Annotated in this window: 17 protein-coding genes; 10 read left to right on the top strand and 7 right to left on the bottom strand. The window is 63.8% G+C overall.

Annotated features, from left to right (window positions below; genetic code table 11):
- The first annotated feature begins 137 nt into the window (after positions 1-137).
- Together M5G11_RS23170 and M5G11_RS23165 are read left to right on the top strand one after the other, a co-directional pair.
- A complete protein-coding gene (locus tag M5G11_RS23170; RefSeq protein WP_273913520.1) occupies positions 138-539 on the top strand; it encodes a MerR family transcriptional regulator in 402 nt (133 codons plus the stop codon).
- Between the two features lie 21 nt (positions 540-560).
- On the top strand, positions 561-1460 hold the full coding sequence (locus M5G11_RS23165) for a hydroxymethylglutaryl-CoA lyase (protein ID WP_273913521.1): 900 nt from the start codon (positions 561-563) through the stop codon (positions 1458-1460).
- A gap of 542 nt (positions 1461-2002) precedes the next feature.
- Here the strand turns inward: M5G11_RS23165 and M5G11_RS23160 are convergent.
- On the bottom strand, positions 2003-2530 hold the full coding sequence (locus tag M5G11_RS23160) for an MgtC/SapB family protein (protein WP_273913522.1): 528 nt from the start codon (positions 2528-2530) through the stop codon (positions 2003-2005).
- A gap of 144 nt (positions 2531-2674) precedes the next feature.
- On the opposite strand from M5G11_RS23160, the gene M5G11_RS23155 reads away from it, so the two are divergent.
- The 3 genes from M5G11_RS23155 (at position 2675) to mapR (ending at position 5899) form a co-directional block, all read left to right on the top strand.
- Positions 2675-2914, top strand: coding sequence for a DUF3203 family protein (locus M5G11_RS23155; RefSeq protein ID WP_273913523.1), 240 nt, complete (start codon positions 2675-2677; stop codon positions 2912-2914).
- Positions 2915-3035: 121 nt separating this feature from the next.
- Positions 3036-4448, top strand: a complete 1413-nt coding sequence (gene ccoG / locus M5G11_RS23150; RefSeq protein ID WP_273913524.1) for a cytochrome c oxidase accessory protein CcoG — start codon at positions 3036-3038, stop codon at positions 4446-4448.
- A 41-nt stretch (positions 4449-4489) separates the two neighbouring features.
- Entirely contained in the window at positions 4490-5899 is a 1410-nt protein-coding gene (gene mapR / locus M5G11_RS23145; protein ID WP_273913525.1) for a GntR family transcriptional regulator MpaR, read from the top strand.
- A 99-nt stretch (positions 5900-5998) separates the two neighbouring features.
- Here the strand turns inward: mapR and M5G11_RS23140 are convergent, their stop codons facing one another.
- Entirely contained in the window at positions 5999-6745 is a 747-nt protein-coding gene (locus M5G11_RS23140; RefSeq protein ID WP_273913526.1) for an SDR family oxidoreductase, read from the bottom strand.
- 200 nt (positions 6746-6945) lie between these two features.
- On the opposite strand from M5G11_RS23140, the gene M5G11_RS23135 reads away from it, so the two are divergent.
- Genes M5G11_RS23135 through M5G11_RS23120 form a run of 4 tightly spaced genes read left to right on the top strand, consistent with a single transcriptional unit; the run spans position 6946 to position 10273 of the window.
- Positions 6946-8643 carry a copper resistance system multicopper oxidase gene (locus tag M5G11_RS23135; protein WP_273925383.1) on the top strand — a complete coding sequence of 566 codons (1698 nt, stop codon included), beginning with the start codon at positions 6946-6948 and terminating at the stop codon, positions 8641-8643.
- Positions 8636-9373 carry a copper resistance protein B gene (locus tag M5G11_RS23130; protein WP_273913528.1) on the top strand — a complete coding sequence of 246 codons (738 nt, stop codon included), beginning with the start codon at positions 8636-8638 and terminating at the stop codon, positions 9371-9373. The genes M5G11_RS23135 and M5G11_RS23130 overlap by 8 nt, the downstream gene beginning before the upstream one ends.
- 18 nt (positions 9374-9391) lie before the next feature.
- The gene (locus tag M5G11_RS23125; protein WP_273913529.1) at positions 9392-9829 is read left to right on the top strand and encodes a DUF411 domain-containing protein; all 438 of its coding nucleotides are present in this window, start codon (positions 9392-9394) and stop codon (positions 9827-9829) included.
- Positions 9830-9838: 9 nt separating this feature from the next.
- Entirely contained in the window at positions 9839-10273 is a 435-nt protein-coding gene (locus M5G11_RS23120) for a YqaA family protein (RefSeq protein ID WP_273913531.1), read from the top strand.
- Positions 10274-10279: 6 nt separating this feature from the next.
- Here the strand turns inward: M5G11_RS23120 and zapE are convergent, their stop codons facing one another.
- The 5 genes from zapE to M5G11_RS23095 form a co-directional block, all read right to left on the bottom strand.
- Positions 10280-11389, bottom strand: coding sequence for a cell division protein ZapE (gene zapE / locus M5G11_RS23115; RefSeq protein ID WP_273913530.1), 1110 nt, complete (start codon positions 11387-11389; stop codon positions 10280-10282).
- 595 nt (positions 11390-11984) lie between these two features.
- Positions 11985-13133 (bottom strand): PQQ-dependent sugar dehydrogenase, encoded by a 1149-nt coding sequence (locus M5G11_RS23110; protein WP_273913863.1) that lies wholly within the window; start codon positions 13131-13133, stop codon positions 11985-11987.
- Between the two features lie 30 nt (positions 13134-13163).
- Complete coding sequence (locus M5G11_RS23105; protein WP_273913864.1) at positions 13164-13454, bottom strand: hypothetical protein; 291 nt, start codon at positions 13452-13454, stop codon at positions 13164-13166.
- A gap of 115 nt (positions 13455-13569) precedes the next feature.
- Positions 13570-14529: an agmatinase gene (speB, locus tag M5G11_RS23100; protein ID WP_273913862.1), complete on the bottom strand. Its 960-nt coding sequence runs from the start codon at positions 14527-14529 to the stop codon at positions 13570-13572.
- 16 nt (positions 14530-14545) lie between these two features.
- Positions 14546-15625, bottom strand: a complete 1080-nt coding sequence (locus tag M5G11_RS23095; RefSeq protein WP_273913861.1) for an extracellular solute-binding protein — start codon at positions 15623-15625, stop codon at positions 14546-14548.
- Between the two features lie 102 nt (positions 15626-15727).
- Here M5G11_RS23095 and M5G11_RS23090 point away from each other — a divergent pair, with 102 nt between their 5' ends.
- Positions 15728-16618 carry a LysR family transcriptional regulator gene (locus M5G11_RS23090; RefSeq protein ID WP_273913860.1) on the top strand — a complete coding sequence of 297 codons (891 nt, stop codon included), beginning with the start codon at positions 15728-15730 and terminating at the stop codon, positions 16616-16618.
- Positions 16619-16764 lie beyond the last annotated feature (146 nt).

The following is a 16764-nucleotide window of genomic DNA, read 5'->3' as shown; positions in this document are numbered from 1 at the left end:
GTAAGGGCGGAAGGGGCCATCAGCCCCGCCTCAAACAATGGATATCCCCCTCACAAAATCCCCCCCCGAGAAGATCACTTGACGCAAACGTCAACCTACCATTAGGTTAACCCAACCCCCTACCCCCGAGCCGCCCCATGAGCGCCCAGACCTACAGCATCTCCGACCTGTCCCGCGAATTGGACATCACCACCCGTGCCATCCGTTTCTATGAGGAGCAGGGCCTGCTCGCCCCCGAGCGCCGTGGCCTTGAGCGAATCTACTCGGCCCGCGACAAGGTCAGCCTCAAGCTCATCCTGCGTGGCAAGCGCATCGGCTTCTCGCTCGCCGAATGCCGTGAACTGATCGAGCTCTACGACCCCACCAGCGGCAACCAGAAACAGCTCAACAGCATGCTCACCAAGATCACCGAACGCCGTACCCAGCTCGAGCAGCAGTTGCTCGACATCCAGCAGATGCAACTGGAACTGGACACTGCCGAAGAGCGCTGCCACCAGGCGCTGGCCACCACCCTGAACAACCAGAAAAACGGCCACTGAGGCCAGCACAGGAAGCCTGCCATGTCATTGCCCACCCACGTACGCCTGGTCGAAGTCGGCCCCCGCGACGGCCTGCAGAACGAAGCCCAGCCGATCAGCGTCGCCGACAAGGTACGCCTGGTCGACGACCTCAGCGCCGCCGGCCTCTCCTATATTGAAGTTGGCAGTTTCGTCTCGCCCAAGTGGGTCCCGCAGATGGCCGGCTCCGCCGAGGTGTTCGCCAATATCCGCCAGCAACCCGGTATCACCTATGCCGCACTGGCCCCCAACCTGCGCGGTTTCGAAGACGCGCTGGCCGCCGGGGTGAAAGAGGTCGCCGTGTTCGCCGCCGCCTCCGAAGCCTTCTCCCAGCGCAACATCAACTGCTCGATCAGCGAAAGCCTGCAACGCTTTGCGCCGATCATGGAAGCCGCCCGCCAACACGGCATTCGCGTGCGCGGTTATGTCTCGTGCGTACTGGGCTGCCCTTATGAAGGCCAAGTGCGCGCCGAACAGGTCGCCCCCGTCGCCCGCGAACTGTTTGACATGGGCTGCCATGAGGTCTCGCTCGGCGACACCATCGGCACCGGCACACCTGCGGCCACCCGCCGCCTGTTCGACGTGGTTGCCGCGCACATCCCCCGGGAACAACTCGCCGGGCACTTCCACGACACCTACGGCCAGGCCCTGGCCAATGTCTATGCCAGCCTGCTCGAAGGGATCAACGTGTTCGACAGCTCGGTCGCAGGCCTGGGCGGCTGCCCCTACGCCAAGGGCGCCAGCGGCAACGTGGCCAGCGAAGATGTGCTGTACATGCTCCAGGGCCTGGGCATCGAAACAGGCATCGACCTTGCCCAATTGATTGCCGCCGGCCAGCGCATCAGCACCGTATTGGGGCGCGCCAACGGTTCACGGGTTGCCCGCGCACGCAGCGCACAGTGAGGTAACAGCGGTAACCGCACACACCTGTAAACGAGTGTTACCGCACCCACGCCATTCAGGAGAATTCCGGGTAACACGGAAACAAATCAGCGGATCTTCTTGTCCTACAATTTTTTCACATTTGATAAGTCATTGATTTTATTGGGTTTTAAAAAGTTGGCACGGCACCTGCTATATCTTTCGTACAACAACAATAAAAATTGCGACAAACCCAATAAAAATAAGACGTAACGGCTCTGACATAACAAGAACAACACGGCAGAGGCGAAGCTAACAGATTTTTTTGGAGAGGATGGCTTTTCGGTGGGGCGTGCCCCACGCGACCGGACAGAGAACAATAAAACTACCTTCAGGTAGCGCCCGTCACGGTTGGATCAGTAATGATGGAAGTCGATCAGCGCTCAAAAAAATACGTTTGCTCTTGATCCCGAATGGGGATCGCACGCTACAAAGAGGCACGGCTGACAAAAACAACAATTTGCCGCCCTCCAATAATAAAAAAAGAGCACGCAACAACACTTTGAGGGGAGCCTAGGCTCCCCTCAGTGCTTCCTGCCCTCCCCGTTTTCCTCCGTGTGCGTATCCCCCTCCAGCTTGTCCACCACCCATGGCATCAGCCCCAGCACCAGCAACGCCAACAACGTGCTGATCACCGCCGTCGCTTCGCGACCCATGCCGGCAGCCACGCCGATTGCCGCCGTCATCCACAAACCCGCTGCCGTGGTCAGGCCTTTGACATGGCTGGTGTCCTGGTGATGCCCCTTGAGAATGGTGCCAGCCCCCAAAAAGCCGATCCCGGCGACGATGCCCTGGACCACTCGGCTCAAGGCCGCGTCATCGGCCCCAGCCATCCGCGGGACCAGCACGAACAAGGCAGCGCCCAACGCAACCAGCATGTGCGTGCGCACCCCGGCGGCCTTGCCCTTGTGCTCGCGTTCAAAACCCAGCACCGCGCCCAGCAGCCCAGCCATCAGCAAGCGCACACTGACCTGCGTCAGCTGCTTGGCATCAGTGATGTCGGCAAACTCGGCCACCAGGGTCAACCAGACTTCATGCCACCAGGCGTCCATAGGCACACCCGTGATTCAAGGGGGATTGAATGATGGACAACACGCGCACCCGCAAGTGCGCCGGCAACCGCTGATCGATTGTTGCAGCAACCCGGTCGCTGGCGTGGTCCCAACCTTGTAGCCCCTTTTTGCGAGGACACGACCATGCCCATCGAAGTCGACGAAAACACCCAACGCTGCACGCTCATTGGTGAACAGGTTCGCGTGGCCGGTGACGCCCGCGACGTGCGCATCGTGACCGATGAAGCCCTGCGCATGTCCATCGCCGAACTCGATGGGCAGCGTGTACCGATTACCGAAAGCGAAGCAGATGCGCTCACTGTAGCCGGTGCGGTGGATGGTCGCAGGCACCTCAAGACAAGTGAGCCAGGCTCGATAATCTAAGGCCTACAGGGCTTTTGCGGAAAATCTGATACGGTTTTTATCGCAATATCTGAGCCTGTGATGCAAACAGATGGGGCGCCATAGTGCTCTGGCCTGATCGAGGCCTGATGAGCGACGAACCATGAGCGAACGAATCCCCGTCCAGATCGTTGAAATTGCCGAGCCTTCCGCGTTCAAGAAGAAGGCCGCCAGCAGCGACAGACAGATCCACACCCGCAGCTTCACCGGGTTGTTCCGCAACCTGCGCCTGTTCGGCGCGGGTTTTCTTTTCCTGCTGTTCTTCGGCACGGTGTGGTTGAACTGGGGCGGCCGCCAAGCCGTGCTCTGGGACCTGGCCGACAGCAAGTTCCACATCTTTGGCGCAACCTTCTGGCCGCAAGACTTCATCCTGCTGTCAGCATTGCTGATCATCTGCGCCTTCGGCCTGTTCGCGATCACCGTGTTCGCCGGGCGGGTCTGGTGCGGTTACACCTGCCCGCAAAGCTCGTGGACCTGGATCTTCATGTGGTGCGAAAAAGTCACCGAGGGGGATCGCAACCAGCGGATCAAGCTCGACGCCGCGCCCTGGAACCTCAACAAACTCGCCCGCCGCTCGGCCAAGCACACCCTGTGGCTGGCGATCAGCGTGATCACCGGGCTGACCTTTGTCGGCTACTTCACCCCCATCCGGCCCCTGGCCGAAGAGCTGTTCACCCTGCAACTGGGCGGTGTCAGCCTATTCTGGATCCTGTTCTTCACCGGGGCCACCTACATCAATGCCGGCTGGCTGCGTGAAGCGGTGTGCATGCACATGTGCCCGTATGCGCGGTTCCAGAGCGTGATGTTCGACAAGGACACCCTGGCCGTCGCCTACGACCCACGTCGCGGCGAATCCCGTGGCCCGCGCAAGAAAGGCAGCGACCCCAAGGCCAGTGGCCTGGGTGACTGCATCGATTGCCATATGTGCGTGCAGGTCTGCCCGACCGGCATCGACATCCGTGATGGCCTGCAAATGGAATGCATCGGCTGCGCCGCCTGCATCGATGCCTGCGACAGCATCATGGACAAGATGAACTACCCACGCGGCCTGGTCGGCTACAAATCCGAGCACACCCTGCAAGGCGGCACCACCCATTGGATGCGTCCGCGTCTGCTGGGTTACGTCACCGTGCTGGTGGTGATGATCGGCGCCCTGGTGGTGGCCTTGCAGCAACGTCCGATGGTGTCGATGGATGTGATCAAGGACCGTGGCCTGTTCCGCGAGAACAGCCAGGGGCAGATCGAGAACATCTACACCCTCAAGGTCATCAACAAGACCCAGCAACGCCAGAGCTACAACCTGCGCCTGATCGATGCCGACGGCTTCGAGCTGCATGGCAAGACCACATTCAGCCTGGCTTCTGGCGAGATGAGCGAGTTGCCGGTGTCGGTGGCGATGCTGGCCGACCGGCCGCAGAGCAGTTCCCAGGACCTCAGCTTCGAGATCGTCGACACCGATGAGCCAGCTATTCGCAGTGTGGCCCGCAGCCGGTTTGTCGCGCCTTTGAACCGCTGATCCCTTAAACTCCTCAGCACGCAGACCGTCCTAGAGCCATGATGAAACGCTACGAGAAATTTGCCGACGACATTGCCGAACTGATTCGCTCCGGGGTCCTGGGCCCCGGCCAGCGAGTGCCGTCGGTGCGCTACGCGAGCCAGACCCACGGGGTCAGCCCTTCCACGGTGTTCCAGGCCTATTACCTGCTGGAGCGTCGCGGGCTGATCCGGGCGCGGCCGCGCTCGGGCTACTTCGTCAACACCCACGCGCCGCGCCAGTTCAGCGAGCCGCAGATCGTCGAGCAGGCCAGCGAGTCGACCGAAGTCGATGTCAGCGAGCTGGTGTTCTCGATCCTCGACTCGATCAAGGACCCGCAAACCGTGGCCTTCGGCTCGGCCTTCCCCAGCCCCAACCTGTTCCCGCTGCCGCGCCTGGCTCGCTCGCTGGCCAGCGCCAGCCGCGAGATGGACCCGCGCATGGTGGTCACCGACCTGTCGCCGGGCAACCCGCAACTGCGCCGGCAGATTGCCTTGCGCTACATGGTCGGCGGCTTGATGTTGCCGATGGAAGAGCTGCTGATCACCAACGGCGCCCTGGAAGCCCTCAACCTGTGCTTGCAGGCGGTGACCGAGCCGGGGGACCTGGTGGCGATCGAGGCGCCGGCGTTCTATGCCTGCTTGCAGATTCTCGAACGCCTGAAGTTGAAGGCGGTGGAGATTCCGGTGCACCCACGCGAAGGTATCGACCTTGGCGTGTTGGCGCAGACTCTGGAGCGGCACCCGGTCAAGGCGGTGTGGTGCATGACCAACTTCCAGAACCCGGTCGGCGCGAGCATGCCGGAGGAGAAGAAGAAGAGCCTGGTCGAGTTGTTGCGCCAGCATCAGGTGCCGCTGATCGAGGATGACGTCTACGCCGAGCTGTATTACGCCCAACAGGCGCCCAAGCCAGCCAAGGCTTTCGACACTGAAGGGCTGGTGATGCATTGCGGCTCGTTCGCCAAGAGCCTGGCGCCGGGCTACCGGATTGGCTGGGTAGCGGCCGGGCGTTACGCGCAGAAAATCGAGCGATTGAAGCTGATGACCTCGCTGTGCGCGTCGATGCCGGCGCAGGCGGCGATTGCCGATTACCTGCAGCATGGTGGGTATGACCGCCATCTGCGGCGTTTGCGTTATGCGCTGGAGGAACAGCAGGCGGCGATGTTGTCGGCGATTGCCAAGTACTTCCCGGCACAGACACGGGTCAGCCACCCTTCAGGCGGGTATTTCCTGTGGCTGGAACTGCCGGAGCAGATGGACTCGTTGAAGCTGTTCCAGATGGCGCTGGCCCAGGGCATCAGTATTGCGCCGGGGCCGATCTTCTCGCCTACGCAGCGTTTCCGAAATTGCATTCGCCTGAACTATGGCAGCCCGTGGACCGAGCAGTCGGAGAAGGCGATGGAGACGTTGGGGCGGATTGTGCGTTCGTTCTGAAGTTGCCGGGCTGCTTTGCAGCCCATCGCCGGCAAGGCCGGCTCCCACAGTGAAAGGACACCGCCATCCCTGTGGGAGCCGGCCTTGCCGGCGATGCTTTTAGCGGCCCCCACCCAAGTCGATAAAGCTCCCCGTCGAATAGGACGCCTTGTCCGACACCAGCCACATGATCGCCTCAGCCACTTCCGCCGGCTGCCCACCGCGCCCCATGGGGATGCTTGGTTCCAGCTTGCTGACCCGGTCCGGGTCACCGCTCAGGGCATGAAAGTCGGTGTAGATATACCCCGGCCGTACCGCATTGACCCGCACCCCCTCACCCGCCACTTCCTTGGCCAGGCCCAAGGTAAAGGTGTCCAACGCGCCCTTGGACGCCGCATAGTCGACATACTCGTTCGGCGAGCCCAGCCGCGCTGCCACCGACGACACGTTGACGATGCTGCCACCGCCGCCGCCATGTCGCGTCGACATGCGCAGCAGCGCATGCTTGGCACACAGCATCGGCCCGACCACGTTGGTTTTCATCAGCTTTAGCAGGCGAAACTCCGACATCTCGTCAATGCGGCTTTTCTGGCCGATGGTGCCGGCATTGTTGACCAGTGCGCCGACCCGGCCCAGCTCGCTGTCGACCCGGTGGAACAGCTGAATGACTTCGTCTTCGACGCTGACGTCGGCGCGCACGGTGATGGCCTCGGCGCCCAACTCGCGCACCTGCCCCAGTACCCGTTGGGCAGCAGCGTCGTCGGCGTGATAGTTGATGCAGATGCGATAGCCTGCCTGCGCCGCCAGCAACGCCGTCGCGGCGCCGATACCACGGCTGGCACCGGTAATGATGATCACGTTATCCATGGATACTCCTTGCCCCCAATGGCCTGTGAATTCCAAGGCTATCGTAAAGCAGCGCTCCGGAGCCAGCCCACCAACCTTGTGGGAGCCGGCCTTGCCGGCGATGAGGCCTTCGCTGACAAAGCTGTAATCCCGCCCTCAGCTTCCCGACAGCCCAGCCCGGCTACCGTCAGGCCATTTCCCGGACCCGACAGGCACCCGCCATGCCCCACCCCCCCACCCGCCGCACCTTCGTCAAAGGGCTGGCCGCCGGCACCGCCCTGGCTGGCCTGGGCCTATGGCGCCCCGCCGCCTGGGCCAACAGCCTCAGCGGCGAGCACTTCGAACTGTTCATCGGCCAGACCCCGGTCAACCTCACCGGCCAACCGCGCACCGCGCTGACCATCAACAACAGCCTGCCCGGCCCGACCCTGCACTGGCGCGAAGGCGACACGGTGACCCTGCGCGTGCGCAACCACCTGCACGAAGCCACTTCGATCCACTGGCACGGGATCATCCTGCCGTCGAACATGGACGGCGTGCCCGGCCTGAGTTTCGCCGGCATCGAGCCCGGCGGGGACTACCTCTACCAGTTCACCCTGGAGCAGTCCGGCACCTACTGGTACCACAGCCATTCCGGCTTGCAGGAGCAGGCTGGGGTCTACGGTGCGATCGTCATCGAACCGAAAAAGCCCGACCCCTACCGCTACCAGCGCGACCAGGTGTTGCTGTTCAGCGACTGGAGCGACGAGGCCCCCAACGCCTTGCTCGCCACCCTGAAAAAGCAGTCCGATGCGTTCAACTACCACAAGCGCACGGTCGGCGATTTCATCGACGATGTCGCCCGCGACGGATGGGGCGCCGCCCTCAAGGACCGCAAGGAATGGGCGCAGATGCGCATGAGCCCCACCGACCTTGCCGACATCAGCGCCGCGACCTACACCTACCTGCTCAACGGCCAGCCACCGGATGGCAACTTCACCTGCCTGTTCGAACCCGGCGACACCGTGCGCCTGCGCCTGATCAACGGCTCGGCGATGAGTTATTTCGACTTCCGCATCCCCGGCCTGAAACTGGTGGTGATCGCTGCCGACGGCCAGCCGGTGCTGCCGGTGGTGGTCGACGAGCTGCGCATTGCCGTGGCGGAAACCTATGACGTGCTGGTGCGGGTCGGCGACCTGCCGGCCTACACCCTGTTCGCCCAGAGCATGGACCGCACCGGCTTCGCCCGCGGCACCCTGGCGCGTAGCGCCGGGCTCAGCGCCCCGGTGCCGGAACCTGATCCACGCCCGGTCCTGCGCATGAGCGACATGGGCATGGACCACGGCGCAATGCCCGGCATGGACCACAGCCAGATGAGCGGCATGGACCACGCCGCCATGGCAGGCATGCCCGCCATGCAGCAACACCCTACCTCGGAAACCGGCAACCCGCTGGTAGACATGCAAACCATGACCCCGCGCGCCAACCTCGCCGACCCGGGCCTGGGCCTGCGCGACAACGGGCGCCGGGTACTGACCTACGCCGACCTGCGCAGCACCTTCGCCGACCCCGACGGCCGCGAACCAGGCCGCGAGATCGAATTGCACCTGACCGGCCACATGGAGCGTTTCGCCTGGTCGTTCAACGGCATCAAGTTCGCCGATGCCGAGCCATTGCGCCTGCGCCATGGCGAACGCCTGCGCATCACCCTGGTAAACGACACGATGATGGCCCACCCGATTCACCTGCACGGCCTGTGGAGCGACCTGGAGGATGAACAGGGCCGCTTCAAGGTGCGCAAGCACACCATCGACATGCCCCCCGGCAGCCGCCGCAGCTACCGGGTCAGCGCCGATGCCCTGGGCCGCTGGGCCTATCACTGCCACCTGCTCTATCACATGGAGACCGGCATGTTCCGCGAGGTACGCGTCGATGCATGAATCCCTCAATCGCCCGCTGCTCGGCAGCCTGGCCCTGCTGGCCTTGCTCGGCAGCGAGAAAGCCCACGCCGAACCACTGTCCGGGCACAAGGTGCACGACCAACAGTTGAACTGGGCGGTCATCGTCGAGCAGCTGGAATACCAGTCATTTGAAAACAGCGGCGCGCTGAACTGGAACGCCAATGCCTGGGTCGGCGGCGACATTGATCGCCTGTGGCTGCGCAGCGAAGGCGAGCGCGAACAGGGCCGCACCCACAAGGCTGAATTGCAGGCCCTGTGGGGGCACGCCATCAGCCCCTGGTGGGAACTGGTCGGCGGCCTACGCCAGGACTTCAAGCCCGCCAGCGGCCAGGCCTGGGCAGCCTTCGGCATTCAGGGCACGCCGCTGTATGGCCTGGAGCTGGAAGCCACCGCCTATGCCGGCGAGCGGCAACAGACCGCGCTGCGCCTGGAGGCCAGTTACGCTATCCTGCTGACCAATCGCTGGATCCTCGAACCGTCGCTGGAAGCCAATTTCCATGGCCGCAACGATGCGAGCCGCGAACAGGGCGCCGGCCTTGCCGACAGCGAATTCGGCCTGCGCCTGCGCTACGAGATCAGTCGCGGTTTCGCCCCGTACCTGGGCGTCACCTTCAACCGGCTGCACGGCAACAGCGCCGAGCTTGCCCGCGACGACGATGGCGATACCGGCCAGACCCGCGTGGTCGCCGGTGTTCGTCTGCGCTTCTAGAAGAATTGGAGAACCACCATGCTGAAAAAGAACATCGCCCTGCTCGGCCTGCTGGCCCTGAGCAACCTGGCCCAGGCCGCCCAAACCATCGACGTGTATCGCGACCCGAACTGTGGTTGCTGCAAGGCCTGGATCAGTCATTTGCGCGACAACGGCTTCACCGTCAATGACCATGTCGAGCCGAACATGAGCGCGGTCAAGCAGCGCCTGGGCGTGGCGCCGCGCCTGGCCTCATGTCACACCGGGGTGATCGACGGCAAGTTCGTCGAAGGCCATGTGCCGGCCGAGCAGATCCAGGTCCTGGCCAAGCGCCCTGACCTGCGCGGCCTTGCCGTGCCAGGCATGCCAATGGGCTCGCCGGGCATGGAAATGGGCGATGACAAGGACGCCTTCCAGGTCATCGGCCTGACCCAGGCGGGCACCGACGAAGTGGTTGCCGAATACGCGGGTAACTGATTGACCTCGATACTCAGCTATTGGGGCCTGTTCTTCGCCGCGTTCGGCGCCGCCACATTGTTGCCGCTGCAATCCGAAGCGGTGCTGGTCGGCCTGCTGCTGGGCAACCCGGACGCGGTGCTCAGCCTGTTGCTGGTGGCAACCCTGGGCAATGTACTGGGCTCGGTGGTCAACTGGCTGCTGGGCCGGGGGATTGATCGCCTGCGTGACAAACGCTGGTTTCCGGTCAAGCCGGCGCAGCTGGAAAAGGCCCAGCAGCGCTACCAGCGCTACGGCCAGTGGTCGCTGCTGCTGAGCTGGATGCCGATCATCGGTGACCCGCTGACGTTGATCGCCGGAGTCATGCGCGAGCCGTTCTGGCGCTTCCTGGTGCTGGTGACCATCGCCAAGGGTTGCCGGTATCTGCTGCTGGCATTGCTGACCCTGGGTTGGCTGGCGCGCTGACGCTTTTCAGCAGAAGCGTTGCAGCTGCATCTCGCGCAGGCGGCTCAGGGTGCGGCGGAACGGGAACGCCAGGTAGCCTTGGGTGTACAGCGCTTCGAGCGGCACGTCGGCCTCCAGATAGAGGGCGATACGCCGGTCATAGCATTCGTCGACCAGGGCGATGAAGCGACGCAAGCTGTCGTCGTGGATCGACAGCTTGGGCAGCTCGCGATCGCCCGCCTCTACTCGCACAGCACCGTCCTCGGTGCCGCGGGCAATCTTCGCCGGACGCTGCTGCGCACCCAGCTCGGGGACCTCGCTGAGCAGAATCGCCTTGAACTGGTCGCACAGCGCCATGAAGTCCATTGCGGCCAGCGGCGCTTCGCACAGGTCGTGGTAACGGCACCACAGGATGCTGTCGCTGCGGCGGACCACCTTGATCGTGCGGTAGCCCACCGGCAGGTCATCGGCGGTGCTCGGCTGGCCGCCGCACAGCTGTTCGAATACGGCATCCAGCGCGCAGGGTTGGCCGTTTTCCCGCACCCAGTAGCGCTGCTGCTCGGCCCCCGGGTGCAGGCGGTGGTCCTGCTCCCCATCGACGGCAACTACCGTCATGTGTTGTTTGATGGCGGTGATTGCCGGCAGGAAGCGCTCGCGGTTGAAACCGTCGAAATACAGTTGATCCGGCGGCTGGTTGGAGGTGGCGACAATCACCACGCCACTGTCGAACAGCACCTGGAACAGCCGACCGAGGATGATCGCGTCGCCGATGTCGTTGACGAACAGTTCATCGAAGCACAGCACGCGGATTTCTTCGGCCAGGGACTGGGCCAGTGCCTGCAACGGGTCGGCGGTGCCATTGAGCTGGAACAGGCGTTGATGCACCCAGCGCATGAAATGGTGGAAATGCTGGCGCCTTGCGGGCACTTGCAGGCAGGCGTGGAACTGGTCCATCAGCCAGGTCTTGCCACGCCCGACCGGGCCCCACAGGTACACACCCTGGGCGTGTTCGCCATGTTCTAGAGCGTCGTAGCAGGCTTGCAGTGCAGTCGCCGCCTGTTGCTGTGCGGCGTCGGGGAAGAAACCGTTCTGGGCGATAGCTTGCTGGTAGAGAGCCAAGGGTGTGGGCTGGGTCATGCGTCAACGGGCCGGGTAAAAAGTCCCAAGGGTACGCCTTGTAATTCAACTTGTCCGCTATCCCTGTGGGAGCCGGCCTTGCCGGCGATCTGCTGCGAAGCGCCAGTAAAGCCGGTGAACGCGGTGACCCTTGCGCTACGCATCTACAGGCTTGGCGAGCGCTGCGCGCTCGATCGCGGGACAAGGCCCGCTCCCACAGTTGTTCGTGCATGCCATAAATTCTGCACCACCGCCCCCCTGTGGGAGCCGGCCTTGCCGGCGATCTGGTGCGACGCGCCAGTAAAGCCGGTGAACGCGGTGTACCCGTGCGCTACGCATCTACAGGCTTGGCGAGCGCTGCGCGCTCGATCGCGGGGCAAGGCCCGCTCCCACAGTTATTCGTGCATGCCATAAATTCTGCACCACCGCCCCCCCCTGTGGGAGCCGGCCTTGCCGGCGATCTGGTGCGACGCGCCAGTAAAGCCGGTGAACGCGGTGACCCTTGCGCTACTCATCTACAGGCTTGGCGAGCGCTGCGCGCTCGATCGCGGGACAAGGCCCGCTCCCACAGTTGTTCGTGCATGCCATCAATATTCTGAGGCGGCTGGCTTGTCAGTCAGGGCTGCAACCCCACCTTCAACAGCTCCCCGTCCTCTTCATCCGTCAGCACGTACAAGAACCCGTCCGGCCCCACCCGCACATCGCGCACGCGGGCATTCAACTGCCCCAGCATCCGCTCTTCAGCAACAATCTTGTCGCCCTCAAGCTTCAACCGGATCACCTCCTGCGCCGCCAGTGCACCAATGAACACACTGTGGTCCCAGGCCTTGAAACGCTCGTTGTCATAGAACGCCATGCCACTGATCGCCGGCGACTTCTCCCAGACATGGTGCGGGTCCACCGCCCCCTTCACCTGCTTGCCCTGCGCCTCGGGAATCGGCAGCAACGAGTAATTGATGCCATGGGTCGCCAACGGCCAGCCGTAGTTCTTGCCAGGCTTGGGGATGTTGATCTCGTCGCCGCCACGCGGCCCGTGCTCGTTGGTCCACAGCTCACCGGTCCACGGGTTGAGCGCCGCACCCTGCTGATTGCGGTGCCCGTACGACCAGATCTCCGGTCGCACCGAACTCTGCCCGACAAAGGGGTTGTCGTCCGGCACCGTGCCATCGGGCAGGATACGCACCACCTTGCCCTGCAATTTGTCGAGGTCCTGTGAGGTCGCCCGCTCGTTGTTCTCACCCAGCGCGATAAACAGGTAGCCATCCCGATCAAACACCAGCCGCGAGCCAAAATGATTGCCCACCGACAATTTCGGCTGCTGGCGGAAGATCACGTTGAAATCCTCCAGCCGCGACAGGTCGGGCGACAACCGCCCCCGCCCCACTGCCGTGCCGGCCTTGTCACCCTTGGCATCACCTTCGGCAAACGACAGGTAGACCATGCGGTCCTGCTTGAACGACGGCGACAGCGCTACATCCAGCAAACCGCCCTGCCCCTTGGCCCAGACCTGCGGCACCCCGGACAACGGCGCACCGACCTTGCCGTCCGCCAGAACAATGCGCAAATTGCCCTGGCGCTCGGTGACCAGCATGCCCTGCCCGTCCGGCAGGAACGCCAACGCCCAGGGATGCTTGAGCCCCTCGGCAAGCGTGCTGACCTGGAGCGTGCCCAGCTCGCTGGGAAAGGTGCGTTCGGGGGCGGCCAGGGCCGTCAGGGGCAACAAGGTGGCAGCACACAGGCTGGCCAGCCACAGGCGTGAAGACATCGCGGATTCCTTTCAGTCAGGCGTAGACGCTCACGGCGCGCGCAGCGAATCACGAGGTGGACGAGTGGGTTCAAGATTGGGCGTTGTTTGTTCACGACGCAGGTTGTCGCCGTTGCCGACACCCCGGTTTTCAAGGGTTGGCGGGCGCGGCGTAGGCACCGTGGACGGGCCTCGCACCGGCGGCGTGGCCGGCACGGTGCCCTGGCGCGAGTTGGGATTGGCGCGCTTGGTCGCACTGTTGTAGGGGTTACCGGCATCGGCGGCTTGCGCCAACCCGGCCAGCCCGAAGCTGACGACAACACCAAGCAGTAACGCATTCATGCGGATCATGGGCCTTCACCTCCAGCAGCATCCCCAAGCGTTGGATAGCCTAAGGCGCAAGTGGTTCGCGGGGAAACCCGCGAACCGCCCGGAGGTGATTCATTTTGTTACCGGCTCAGCGGTCCACCTTGTGCCGCGCGGCGTACAGGCACAGCATCTCCATCGCCAGGGTCGCCCCGGCCAGCGAGGTGATGTCGGCATGATCATAGGCCGGCGCCACTTCCACCAGGTCCATGCCCACCAGGTTGATGCCGCGCAGGCCACCGAGGATTTCCAGCGCCTGCACCGTGGTCAGGCCGCCACACACCGGGGTGCCGGTGCCTGGCGCGTAGGCCGGGTCCAGGCAGTCGATGTCGAAGGTCAGGTACACCGGGTGGTCGCCCACCCGCGCGCGGATGGCCTCGATGATCGCCTGGCAACCGCGCTGGTGCACCTGCCGGGCATCCAGAATGGCAAAACCCTGGCTGTCATCGTTGGTGGTGCGCAGGCCGATCTGCACCGACCGCGCCGGGTCGACCAGGCCTTCGCGGGCCGCATGCCAGAACATCGTGCCATGGTCGATGCGCTGGCCGTCCTCGTCCGGCCAGGTGTCGCTGTGCGCGTCGAAATGGATCAGCGACAGCGGGCCATGCTTGCGCGCATGGGCCTTGAGCAAGGGGTAGCTGATGAAGTGGTCGCCGCCCAGGGTGAGCATCGCGCAACCGGCGTCGAGAATGTGCTCGGCGTGGGCCTGGATGCTTTGCGGGACCGACTGCGGGGTGCCGTAGTCGAACGCGCAATCACCGTAGTCGATCACCGCCAGGTGATCGAACGGATCGAACGTCCATGGCCAGTGCCGCGCCCAGGCTTGCTGGACCGACGCTGCACGAATCGAACGCGGACCGAAACGGGCGCCCGGGCGGTTGCTGGTGGCTGTGTCGAACGGCACGCCGCTGACCACCACATCGACGCCACGCAAATCACGGCTGTAGCGGCGGCGCGCGAAACTGGTGATACCGGCGAAGGTGCTTTCGGCGGCGGTGCCATACAGGCTTTCACGGGTCAGTGCTTGATCATTGTTATAGGCTTGGTCCATCACTCGGACTCCTGGGTTACTGACGGGTACGGAACGTGGTCCACAGGCGGGTGCGCTGACGCAGGTCGGCCAGGGCCATGCTGCGGTCGGCATACAGGCGCCCGCGCATGTCTGCCGAGGGGTAGATGTCCGGGTCGTTGCGCACGGCTTCATCGACCAGCACGGTCGCCGCCTGGTTGGCGTTGGCGAAGTACAAGGTGTTGGTCAGCGGCGCCACCGAGTCAGGCTTGAGCATGAACGCGATGAAGGCCCGCGCGGCTTCCGGGTGCGGGGCATCCTTGGGGATGACCAGGTTGTCTTGCCAGATCAGCGTGCCTTCGCGCGGGATGCGGTAGACCACCGAGAACGGCTTGTTGGCCTTGCGCGCTTGGTCGGCGGCCATGTTGGCGTCGCCGTTGTAGGTCAACGCCAGGCACACGCTGCCATTGGCCAGGTCGCTGATCTGGCGGCCGTTGGCGACATAGCTGATCGACGGTTGCAGCTGTTTGAGCAGCGCCTGGGCGGCAGCCAGGTCGTCCTTGTCGCGGCTGTACGGGTCCTTGCCCAGGTAGTGCAGCGCCAGACCAATCACCTCTTGCGGCGAGTCGGGCATGGCGATGCCACAGTCCTTGAGCTTGCTGGCGTACTCGGGCTTGAACAGCAGGTCGAGGCTGTCCATTGGTGCATCACCCACACGCTGGCGCACCGCCTCGACGTTCAGGCCAAGGCCCAGGGTGCCCCAGGTGTAAGGCACGGCGAAGCGGTTGCCGGGGTCGACGTCGGCGAGCTTAGCCAGCAGGTCCTTGTCGAGGTTGGCATAGCCCGGCATACCCTGCGCCTCCACCGGCTGCAACGCCCCGGCGGTCAGCGCCCGCGCCAGCACGCTGGACGAGGGCACGACCACGTCGTAGCCGCTGCGCCCGGTGAGCAGTTTGGTTTCCAGCACTTCGGTGGTGTCGAAGGTGTCGTAGCGGACCTTGTAGCCGGTCTCCTGCTCGAACCGTTTCAGGGTTTCCGGGGCCACGTAATCAGCCCAGCTGTACAGATTGATGACCTTGTCTTCGGCCTGAACCGGCAAGGCCAGGGCCAGGGAAAGCAAGCACAGGGATAAGCGCATGTCGGGCACCTCGTAATCCAGGGATACCGCCAGCATGCGCGCCGGGTTACATTGGAAAAATACCAAGCCAATGATCCTGACATTACCCTGGAGCAATGTTTGATGTTCGGCCAATTGCACGACCTCGACCTGCACCTGCTGCGGCTGTTCGTCACTGTAGTCGAGGCGGGAGGCTTCAGCGCCGCCCAGGGCGCGTTGGGCCTGAGCCAGCCGAGCATCAGCCAGCACATGGCGCGCCTGGAAACCCGGCTCGGCTATCGCCTGTGCAACCGGGGCAAAAGCGGCTTCCAGCTGACCGCCAAGGGCGAAGCCCTGCTCAAGGCCACCCGCGAGTTGTTGGACAATATCGAAGCCTTCCGCAACCAGGCCAACGGCGTCGCCGGGCGCCTGCTCGGGGAGGTGCGCATCGGTATTTCCGAAGCGCTGGACAACAGCGTGAGCCTGCGCCTGGCCCAGGCCATCGGGCGTTTCCGCCAGCGTGACGAATCGGTGCGCCTGGAGCTGGTCAGCGCCACCCCGGCGGAAATGGAGCGCCTGCTGCTGCAGCAGCGGCTGGACCTGGCCATCGGTTATTTTTCCGGCAGCCATGGCGCTTTCAGCTACCGTGCGCTGTTCAGCGAAACCCAGAGCCTGTATTGCGCCAGCGGCCATCCGCTGTTCGCGCGCACAGAGGTCAGCCTCGATGAGTTGCAGCAAACCGACAGGGTCGAGCACCCGTACCGCTTTCTGAAAAGCGCCGAGGCGTTAACCAGTGGGGTGTGTTCTGCGCGCTCCGAGCAGGTCGAAGGCGCCCTGACGTTTATCCTGTCCGGCCGGCATATCGGCTACCTGCCCCAACATTTCGCCGCCGCGTGGGTCGAGCGCGGCCTGCTGCGCGCGCTGAATCCGTCCCTGGATTTCGAAGCGCCGTTCATGCTCGCCCGGCACCGCGCGCAGGTACCGAGTGACGCCCAGCAGGCGTTCGAAGATGACCTGCTGGCCGAGTTCGGCTGATCAGTAGGCCAGCGACCAGGTCAGGCTGTAGGTGCGACCGCGACCCTGGTAGTCATACAGGTAGGCCGGGCCGTAGTTCGGCGAATAGAACATGGTCGCGCGCTGGCCCCAGACGGTGCTGTATTCCGGCTATTCGGAATAGTGTG

Source organism: Pseudomonas fontis (genome assembly GCF_028656955.1).
Classification (GTDB): Bacteria; Pseudomonadota; Gammaproteobacteria; order Pseudomonadales; family Pseudomonadaceae; genus Aquipseudomonas; species Aquipseudomonas fontis.
Note: the sequence above shows the minus strand (reverse complement) of the source record. Positions and strands in the feature narration are given on the sequence as shown.

Excerpts from the sequence above, each read along its gene's own strand:
- zapE (WP_273913530.1), bottom strand. The coding sequence starts at position 11,389 with ATGACCCAGCCCACACCCTTGGCTCTCTACCAGCAAGCTATCGCCCAG.
- M5G11_RS23090 (WP_273913860.1), top strand. The coding sequence starts at position 15,728 with ATGTTCGGCCAATTGCACGACCTCGACCTGCACCTGCTGCGGCTGTTC.
- M5G11_RS23135 (WP_273925383.1), top strand. The coding sequence starts at position 6,946 with ATGCCCCACCCCCCCACCCGCCGCACCTTCGTCAAAGGGCTGGCCGCC.
- M5G11_RS23140 (WP_273913526.1), bottom strand. The coding sequence starts at position 6,745 with ATGGATAACGTGATCATCATTACCGGTGCCAGCCGTGGTATCGGCGCC.
- M5G11_RS23165 (WP_273913521.1), top strand. The coding sequence starts at position 561 with ATGTCATTGCCCACCCACGTACGCCTGGTCGAAGTCGGCCCCCGCGAC.
- M5G11_RS23155 (WP_273913523.1), top strand. The coding sequence starts at position 2,675 with ATGCCCATCGAAGTCGACGAAAACACCCAACGCTGCACGCTCATTGGT.
- M5G11_RS23110 (WP_273913863.1), bottom strand. The coding sequence starts at position 13,133 with ATGTCTTCACGCCTGTGGCTGGCCAGCCTGTGTGCTGCCACCTTGTTG.
- M5G11_RS23095 (WP_273913861.1), bottom strand. The coding sequence starts at position 15,625 with ATGCGCTTATCCCTGTGCTTGCTTTCCCTGGCCCTGGCCTTGCCGGTT.
- ccoG (WP_273913524.1), top strand. The coding sequence starts at position 3,036 with ATGAGCGAACGAATCCCCGTCCAGATCGTTGAAATTGCCGAGCCTTCC.
- M5G11_RS23160 (WP_273913522.1), bottom strand. The coding sequence starts at position 2,530 with ATGGACGCCTGGTGGCATGAAGTCTGGTTGACCCTGGTGGCCGAGTTT.
- M5G11_RS23170 (WP_273913520.1), top strand. The coding sequence starts at position 138 with ATGAGCGCCCAGACCTACAGCATCTCCGACCTGTCCCGCGAATTGGAC.
- M5G11_RS23130 (WP_273913528.1), top strand. The coding sequence starts at position 8,636 with ATGCATGAATCCCTCAATCGCCCGCTGCTCGGCAGCCTGGCCCTGCTG.
- mapR (WP_273913525.1), top strand. The coding sequence starts at position 4,490 with ATGAAACGCTACGAGAAATTTGCCGACGACATTGCCGAACTGATTCGC.
- M5G11_RS23105 (WP_273913864.1), bottom strand. The coding sequence starts at position 13,454 with ATGAATGCGTTACTGCTTGGTGTTGTCGTCAGCTTCGGGCTGGCCGGG.
- M5G11_RS23125 (WP_273913529.1), top strand. The coding sequence starts at position 9,392 with ATGCTGAAAAAGAACATCGCCCTGCTCGGCCTGCTGGCCCTGAGCAAC.
- speB (WP_273913862.1), bottom strand. The coding sequence starts at position 14,529 with ATGGACCAAGCCTATAACAATGATCAAGCACTGACCCGTGAAAGCCTG.